Source organism: Eubacterium sp. AF15-50 (assembly GCF_934835595.1).
GTDB classification, from domain to species: domain Bacteria; phylum Bacillota; class Clostridia; order Lachnospirales; family Lachnospiraceae; genus Eubacterium_G; species Eubacterium_G segne.
Genome location: NZ_CAKVZL010000016.1, coordinates 22,514 through 30,291 on the forward strand (window position 1 = coordinate 22,514; position 7,778 = coordinate 30,291).

Here is a 7,778-nt window from a genome sequence, read left to right on the forward strand (position 1 = left end):
TGAACTGATGATAAGAGATTATGTATGTGTGGATATAGAAACTACCGGAACTAACGTAGGATATTCAAAAATTTTGGAAATAGGTGCCGTCAAAGTGAGAAACGGCAAAAAAATTGATGTTTTTTCGGAGCTTATTAACCCTGAAATTCCGGTGCCGGGATATATTACTGACCTGACGGGAATAACCAATGATATGGTGTATGGCAAAAGAGGAATAGAGGAAATACTTCCTGAATTTATTGATTTTGCCGGGGACGACATTTTGTTAGGACATAATGTAAGATTTGATTACAGCTTTTTAAAACAGGGTGCCATTGACCTTAAACTGGATTTTGATAAAAAGGGAATGGATACGCTGAAAATTGCCAGAAAGGTTTTACCGGATTTAGAAAGCAGGGCTCTTGATTATCTTTGTACATATTATGGCATAAAGGATGAAAATCATCATCGTGCCTTTAATGATGCAGAGGTGACGGCAAAACTGTTTGAAATACTTATGGAGCAGTATGGGGAAAAATATCCGGAGATGTTTGAACCTTTTGATTTCAAGTTTAAGGTAAAAAAAATACAGCCTATAACGGACAAACAAAAGAAATATCTTACGGATTTAATGAAATATCATAACATACAGCCGGATTTTAATATTGATAGTCTTACAAAGAGTGAAGCATCTAAAAAAATAGACAAAATTATATCGGAAAAAGGCAAAATTTTATACTAGGAGAAAATAATCACTTGTGATATACTCATTAATTGTACGGGTAGGTGAATCTATAGAATAATAGTAAGTTTTGCGGTGAAATCTAAAAGGAGAAATTAAGATGGGATTTTTTAATAACAAAAGAAATCAGAGAATAATAGCTGGCACAATTGCAGTTCTTTTAGTGGCAGCTATGATAGTAACAACAGTTTTAAGTTTCTAGTATGTAGCAGAAGGCAGGTATTAATGGAAAACATTTCGGAGGGAAAAATGAAGTGGATTAAGCAATTAAGTTTATTGCTGATAACTTTAGTGTTATTAACAGGTTCGGTGCAGATATTTGCTGCTTCACAAAGCACGGAAGCTAAAGATGACGAAGTTATAAAAGAAGGTATCTTCATTGGCGATGTTAATGTTGGAAAATTAACATATAAGGAAGCCAAAAAGAAAATTCAGGATAGAGTTAAGGAACTCTCAGATGTTAAGGTAACTCTTAACGTAAACAAGAACATAATTGAAACAACTCTTAAGGAGTTAGGATATAAGTGGTCTAATAGTGAGGTTCTTGATGAAGCAGCAGGATTAGGTAAGTCCGGAAACGTTATAAAGAGATATAAGGACGAACTTGATTTAAAGAACGAGGGAATGAAGTACACTCTTAATATGGACTTTAAGAAAGAAAGTCTTAAAAAGAAGTTGAAAACAGAGTGTGACCCATATAACATAAAGGCGAAAAATGCATCCTTAGAGGCTACAGGTCATGGCTTTAAGATTATTCCTGAAAAGGAAGGATGTGTAGTTGACTATGATAAGTCAACAAATAATCTTTATGATTTTGTAATGAAAAAATGGGATAAAAAGTCTGACATTACGTTCGATACTGTAATACAGGTTTCAAAACCGGAGTATACAACAGAGGATTGCAAGAAGGTTTCTAACGAACCAATGGGCAGTTGGACTACATATTTTACAACCGGCGCTTCCTATGACAACAGAAACATGAACATTAAAAACGGTGCTGAAAAGTTAAACGGGAATGTTTTATATCCGGGAGAAAGCTTTTCATGTAATGAGCACCTTGTTCCATGGACTGAGGATAACGGATGGTATCCGGCAGGGACATATGTAGACGGTGGCGTCGCAGACAGCCTTGGAGGTGGAATCTGTCAGGTATCAAGTACATTATATAATGCATTACTTAGGGCGGAAATAAAGGTAACTAAGCGTTTCTCCCATTCAATGGCAGTTTCATATGTTGATTTGGCAGCAGATGCGGCTTTGGCCGGAGACTACAAGGATTTGGTGTTTGAAAATGATACTGACGCACCTATATATATTCAGGGTGTATACAGTTCAAGTGGTTCCATAACCTTTAATATTTACGGACATGACACAAGGAAGGCAAGTCATTCGGTTAAATACGAAAGTGAATTAGTTAGCACTACACCGATTAAGACAGAGGAAAGAAAGGATCCGACACAGCCTGTAGGATATACTGAAACCAAGTCAGGACATACAGGATATGTCGCAAAGCTTTGGAAAATAACATATGAAAACGGAAAGGAAGTAAGCAAGGAATTACTTCACACTAGTACATATGCCATGTCTCCTTCAGTTACCATAATTGGTACTAAGGGTGGCGACTCAAAGGCGTCGGATGAACCGGAGACAAAAAAGTCAACAGACAAAAAAAAGACGAAAACAAAGAAAAGTGATGAATAAAGGCGGTAAATTATGCAAATGGGAAAAGTTTCTGAAATAACGTATAAACGTTCAGTGAAGAAGAAACTGTCATCTGATTTGGAGGGAACAGCTTTAGGAGTTGATGCCGCAGAATTATTATTAGAAGACACTACGGTCGTGGTGTCTTCTAATTGTATATTGAAGTGGTTTTCAGGCTGCGAGGAATATTATCTTCAAAAGACCGTAAATATGTTATACGAAAAAGGTGGACATCCTGAATATTTACAGTTAGAGATTAATATTCCTTTGGAATATGAGGAAAAAAAGTTAGGAAAAATCATTAAAAATTTTGATGATGCATCTAAGGCTAAGAATATAAATATTGCATACTGTAGAGTGTATAAAGGTGTAGTGGATGATGTTGTAGCTCACATAACAGTTTTGGGAAACAGAAATAATGATATTAAACTGATGGATAGAAGACTGGTAAAACCGGGAATGCAGGTAGTTATGGCAGGAACCATAGCAGTGGGAGGAACAGCAGTTATATCCTCACTTAAAAAGGATGAACTTCTTAAAAAATTCAATCCGGGCTTTGTGCAAAGGTGTGTTGAATTAAAAAAATATACAGATATTGAAAAAGTAATGAAAATCATTCCGAAAAATGATACAATAACTTTGCATGCGGTTTCGGATGGGGGAGTTTTTTCGGCATTATGGGAATTAGCATCTTCAGCAGATATTGGCATTGAGGCTTATATTAAAAAAATACCTGTTATGCAGGAGACAATTGAGGTGGCGGAACTTTTCGGATATAACCCATATATGTTAGACGGAACAGGAGCACTTCTTATAGTATGCAATGAAGGTGAAAACATTGTGCAGGAACTTAATGCCAATGGAATAACTGCCGAAATTATTGGACAGTTAACAGACGGAAAAGACAGGGTTGTAATAAATAAAGAAGAGCGAAGATATTTAGAACCATCACGTGGTGATGAAATTTATAAGTATCTGTAAATTAATTTATAAAAATATATGATTTATGGAGAGGAGAATATATGAGGGAAGAAATATTAAGATTAATAGAAAAAAACAGTAAAATTGATATTCATGAAATTGCAATTTTGTTAGGTGTCAGCGAAGGAGAAGTGGCAAATGAAATTGCAGATATGGAAAAGGAAAAAGTTATTTGCGGTTATTACACTTTAATTGACTGGGAAAAAACCAGTGATGAAAGAGTTACTGCCCTTATTGAAGTAAAGGCTACGCCACAAAGAGGCAGCGGATTTGATGAAACAGCAGAGAGAATCTACAAATATGATGAGGTAAAGGCAGTTTACCTTATGTCAGGGGGATTTGACTTTACTGTTATAGTAGAAGAAAAGACCATGAAGGAAATTGCACAGTTTGTGTCCAGCAAACTTTCAACCCTTGATGCCATTCTTAATACGGCAACACATTTTGTCCTTAAAAAATATAAGGATTATGGAATGGTTTTAAATGAAAAAGAAAAAGATGAAAGGATGTTGGTGACACCGTAATGAGAGATCCGTTGTCAAATACAGTAAAAGAGATTAAGCCATCAGGTATTAGAAAGTTTTTTGATGTTGTCAGCGAAATGAAGGATGCCATATCCTTAGGAGTTGGAGAACCGGATTTTGATACACCGTGGCATATAAGAGAAGAGGGAATATACAGTCTTGAAAAGGGACGTACATTTTACACATCTAATGCGGGACTTAAGGAACTTCGTGTAGAGATTTGTAATTATCTGCAAAGAAGATTAGGACTTGAGTATCATTTTAATGATGAAATCATAGTAACTGTAGGTGGAAGCGAGGCAATAGATTTGGCTATAAGGGCAATGATAGATCCCGGTGATGAGGTCCTTGTGCCACAGCCAAGTTTTGTTTCATATATTCCATGTGTTCAATTGGCATATGGAAAGCCGGTACCTATTGAATTAAAAGAAGAAAATAATTTTAAGCTTACTAAGGATGAGATTTTAGAAAAAATCACGGATAAAACTAAGCTACTTGTTTTACCTTTCCCAAATAATCCTACAGGTGCAACGTTAGACAGGAAAGACTTAGAGGAAATTGCAGAGGTATGTATTGATAAAGATATTTTTGTGCTTTCAGATGAAATATATTCAGAACTTACATATAACGGTGAACATGTTTCCATAGCGTGTATACCGGGAATGAGGGAAAGAACGGTGCTGATTAATGGCTTTTCAAAGGCTTATGCCATGACAGGCTGGAGATTAGGATATGCTGCAGCGCCTGCAGTAATTATGAAGCAAATGATAAAAATTCATCAGTTTGCCATTATGTCTGCACCTACTACCAGTCAGTATGCGGCAATTGAAGCAATGAAAAATGGTGACGAGGACGTAAAGCGTATGTGCGAGTCCTACAACCAGAGAAGAAGATTTGTGCTACATAGATTTAAAGAAATGGGGCTTGACTGTTTTGAGCCTTTTGGGGCATTTTATGCATTCCCAAGCATAAAGAAATTCGGGATGACTTCCGATGAATTTGCTACAAGACTTCTTAAGGAAGAAAAGGTGGCTGTAGTTCCGGGAATTGCTTTCGGAGACTGTGGTGAGGGCTTTTTAAGAATCTCCTATGCATATTCCTTGGAAGATTTAAAGGAAGCACTAGGCAGATTGGAAAAATTTGTAATAAGAATTTCAGCTGAATAAACATACAGACATAATTGTTAAAGATTAATAAGGAAAAGAGGCTAAAATAATGAATGTTGTTTTGTTAGAACCAGAAATTCCACAGAATACGGGAAATATAGGAAGAACATGTTGTGCTACAGGTACAAAACTGCATCTTATAGAACCAATGGGATTCCGCATAAACGAAAAGTCACTTAAACGTGCAGGAATGGATTACTGGGAAAATTTAGATGTTACAATATATGACAGCTATAATGATTTTCTGGAACAAAATCCTAATGCAAAAATGTGGTATGCTACAACTAAAGCACCAAAGCGTTATACGGACGTGGAGTTTGGGACGGATGATTTTATAATGTTTGGGAAGGAAAGCGCAGGTATACCTGAAGAAATATTAGTAGATAATAAAGAGGGATGTATAAGGATACCTATGAATCCGGATATACGTTCTCTTAATCTTGCAAATTCAGTGTCGATTGTGCTGTATGAGGCACTGAGACAAAACGATTTTGCAGGTATGCAGATGGAGGGAGAGCTACATAGACTAAAGTGGATGTAGTTTACCATATATATCAAAAGAAAAGAGGGAGGATTTGACGATGTCAAACGAAAAAACAAACATCGGTGTTGAACCGGTGTATGATGCCAAGAAACTTGGAAACGGAAGAATGTTACTTTTAGGTTTCCAGCATATGTTTGCCATGTTTGGAGCTACTGTTTTAGTTCCTATCCTTACAGGACTTAACATGCAGACAACATTGCTTATGGCAGGACTTGGAACTTTATTGTTCCACGTATTTACAAAACTTAAGGTACCGGCATTCCTTGGTTCATCCTTTGCATTTTTAGGTGGTTATTCAGCTGTAACAGGTGCAAATAAAGCCTATGGAGTTGATACTCCTGCAGAGATGCTTCCATATGCATGTCTCGGTGTTGTATTTGCCGGATTATTGTATCTGGTACTGGCTCTTGTCATTAAGTTAGTAGGCGTAAAACGAGTAATGAAATTCTTCCCACCGGTAGTAACAGGACCAATTATTATTGCTATCGGATTATGTCTTGCACCATCAGCGTTAAACAATTGCGCAACATGCTGGCCACTTGCCATAATTGCCCTTGTAATTGTTATTTTCTTCAATATCTGGGGAAAGGGAATGGCAAAGATTGTTCCTATATTGTTAGGTGTTGTAGGTTCATACATTATTGCACTTATCCTTGGTAATGCAGCAGGACTAAGCTGGATTTCACCGGTGGATACAAAGGCAATTGCCGATGCAGCATGGTTTGGATGGCCAATTCATGTAAAACAGACAGTTTTCGGTGGAGTTGATTTTGGAAACACAGCAGCAATTATTTTTGCAATTACTACAATGATGCCTATTGCCATTGCTACAATGATGGAACATATTGGTGATATATGTGCAATTGGAGCTACATGTGAAGAGGACTTCATTAATGAACCGGGATTGCACAGAACATTAATGGGTGATGGACTTGCTACATCATTATCAGCATTATTTGGTGGACCTGCTAATACAACATATGGTGAAAACACGGGTGTTCTTGCTCTTTCAAGAGTATATGATCCAAGAGTGGTAAGAATAGCAGCATATCTTGCAATTCTTTTCTCATTCTCACCTAAATTCGCAGCTATTATTTCAGCTATGCCGGCAGGAATCGTTGGTGGTATTTCATTTATGCTTTATGGAATGATTTCAGCAATCGGTGTTAGAAACATGGTTGAAGCTCAGGTTGACTTTAAGAAGAGCAGAAATGTAATTGTTGCAGCTGTTATAGTTGTATGTGCCCTTGGTATTAAGTTCAGCTCAGGAATGGGTGCCGATGTATTAAGCGGCATTGACGGAGCAGTAGCATTAAATGTAGGAAGTGTTACAATCAGCCTTTCAGGTCTTGCTATTGCAGCTTTAGTTGGAATTATATTAAATGCAATGTTCCCTGACAAAGATGAGGTTAAAGGAATACAATAAATATAAATGTTTAACAACCCTTGTAGGGACAATATTTAATAACGAAAAATAGAATTCAACTTATTCCGTAAAAAAAATACGGAATAAGTTGAATTTTTTCGACGTTTATGTAAAATCTATTGAATTTATAATGGTAAAGAAATATAGTAACAAGCGTAATGGAGTAGCTACAGTGTCAGCATCCATAAGCGGACTCACGGTGGTCGGAGCCGGGTACTTTGGATTGATTACTACGCGAATTGGTGTAAAATAGTTCTAGAGGTATTATAATCAATTTAATATGGGTTGGCATATTTACTGTAAGTAAGCAATAAATATGAGGAGGAAAATCATGATAGAAATAATCAATAAGTACGGTGTATATGGTAAGTATATATTTTTAATATGCATGATTATCTGCATAATATTTTTTCTAAAGAAAAAAGGTATTATGTCAGAAAATAAATTTAAGCCTTTATCGACAATAATGATTTTAGGAATAATACTATTTGTAGGAGTTGGAATTACAGTTATAACGATTGCAACAATGAAGTTTATGGAATAGCTCTTAATACAGAAATAATACTGATGAAAGCTATGTGAAATACTTCGACTGTGCAACAGTAAAAAAGGCATCTGTCAGCAATGGCAGTTGCCTTTTTGTAGTTTGCGCGCCATGGGCGCGCTCTAACGGGTGAAAGTCCCGAACACGCCCAGATAGTGGGAAGTGTATAGC

At 36.5% G+C, this 7,778-nt stretch carries 9 protein-coding genes; all 9 read left to right on the forward strand.

Annotated features, from left to right (window positions below; all coding sequences use genetic code 11):
* The first annotated feature begins 7 nt into the window (after positions 1-7).
* The 9 genes from Q5O73_RS03485 (at position 8) to Q5O73_RS03525 (ending at position 7,607) form a co-directional block, all read left to right on the forward strand.
* Positions 8-721, forward strand: a complete 714-nt coding sequence (locus Q5O73_RS03485; RefSeq protein ID WP_021952187.1) for a PolC-type DNA polymerase III — start codon at positions 8-10, stop codon at positions 719-721.
* A 249-nt stretch (positions 722-970) separates the two neighbouring features.
* Positions 971-2,422 (forward strand): VanW family protein, encoded by a 1,452-nt coding sequence (locus tag Q5O73_RS03490; protein WP_021952189.1) that lies wholly within the window; start codon positions 971-973, stop codon positions 2,420-2,422.
* A 12-nt stretch (positions 2,423-2,434) separates the two neighbouring features.
* Positions 2,435-3,403 carry an AIR synthase-related protein gene (locus Q5O73_RS03495; RefSeq protein ID WP_302628693.1) on the forward strand — a complete coding sequence of 323 codons (969 nt, stop codon included), beginning with the start codon at positions 2,435-2,437 and terminating at the stop codon, positions 3,401-3,403.
* Between the two features lie 41 nt (positions 3,404-3,444).
* On the forward strand, positions 3,445-3,927 hold the full coding sequence (locus Q5O73_RS03500) for an Lrp/AsnC family transcriptional regulator (protein WP_021952191.1): 483 nt from the start codon (positions 3,445-3,447) through the stop codon (positions 3,925-3,927).
* Positions 3,927-5,093 (forward strand): aminotransferase class I/II-fold pyridoxal phosphate-dependent enzyme, encoded by a 1,167-nt coding sequence (locus Q5O73_RS03505; RefSeq protein WP_186839890.1) that lies wholly within the window; start codon positions 3,927-3,929, stop codon positions 5,091-5,093. Before Q5O73_RS03500 ends, Q5O73_RS03505 begins: the two co-directional genes overlap by 1 nt.
* A gap of 49 nt (positions 5,094-5,142) precedes the next feature.
* Complete coding sequence (locus Q5O73_RS03510) at positions 5,143-5,634, forward strand: tRNA (cytidine(34)-2'-O)-methyltransferase (RefSeq protein WP_021952193.1); 492 nt, start codon at positions 5,143-5,145, stop codon at positions 5,632-5,634.
* Positions 5,635-5,674: 40 nt separating this feature from the next.
* The gene (locus Q5O73_RS03515) at positions 5,675-7,063 is read left to right on the forward strand and encodes a uracil-xanthine permease family protein (protein WP_302669045.1); all 1,389 of its coding nucleotides are present in this window, start codon (positions 5,675-5,677) and stop codon (positions 7,061-7,063) included.
* Between the two features lie 130 nt (positions 7,064-7,193).
* Positions 7,194-7,316 carry a hypothetical protein gene (locus tag Q5O73_RS03520; protein ID WP_279287336.1) on the forward strand — a complete coding sequence of 41 codons (123 nt, stop codon included), beginning with the start codon at positions 7,194-7,196 and terminating at the stop codon, positions 7,314-7,316.
* Between the two features lie 78 nt (positions 7,317-7,394).
* Positions 7,395-7,607: a hypothetical protein gene (locus Q5O73_RS03525; protein ID WP_118589252.1), complete on the forward strand. Its 213-nt coding sequence runs from the start codon at positions 7,395-7,397 to the stop codon at positions 7,605-7,607.
* Positions 7,608-7,778 lie beyond the last annotated feature (171 nt).

Coding starts and splice junctions, on each gene's coding strand:
- Q5O73_RS03485 (WP_021952187.1), top strand. CDS start 8: ATGATAAGAGATTATGTATGTGTGGATATAGAAACTACCGGAACTAAC.
- Q5O73_RS03490 (WP_021952189.1), top strand. CDS start 971: ATGAAGTGGATTAAGCAATTAAGTTTATTGCTGATAACTTTAGTGTTA.
- Q5O73_RS03495 (WP_302628693.1), top strand. CDS start 2,435: ATGCAAATGGGAAAAGTTTCTGAAATAACGTATAAACGTTCAGTGAAG.
- Q5O73_RS03500 (WP_021952191.1), top strand. CDS start 3,445: ATGAGGGAAGAAATATTAAGATTAATAGAAAAAAACAGTAAAATTGAT.
- Q5O73_RS03505 (WP_186839890.1), top strand. CDS start 3,927: ATGAGAGATCCGTTGTCAAATACAGTAAAAGAGATTAAGCCATCAGGT.
- Q5O73_RS03510 (WP_021952193.1), top strand. CDS start 5,143: ATGAATGTTGTTTTGTTAGAACCAGAAATTCCACAGAATACGGGAAAT.
- Q5O73_RS03515 (WP_302669045.1), top strand. CDS start 5,675: ATGTCAAACGAAAAAACAAACATCGGTGTTGAACCGGTGTATGATGCC.
- Q5O73_RS03520 (WP_279287336.1), top strand. CDS start 7,194: ATGGTAAAGAAATATAGTAACAAGCGTAATGGAGTAGCTACAGTGTCA.
- Q5O73_RS03525 (WP_118589252.1), top strand. CDS start 7,395: ATGATAGAAATAATCAATAAGTACGGTGTATATGGTAAGTATATATTT.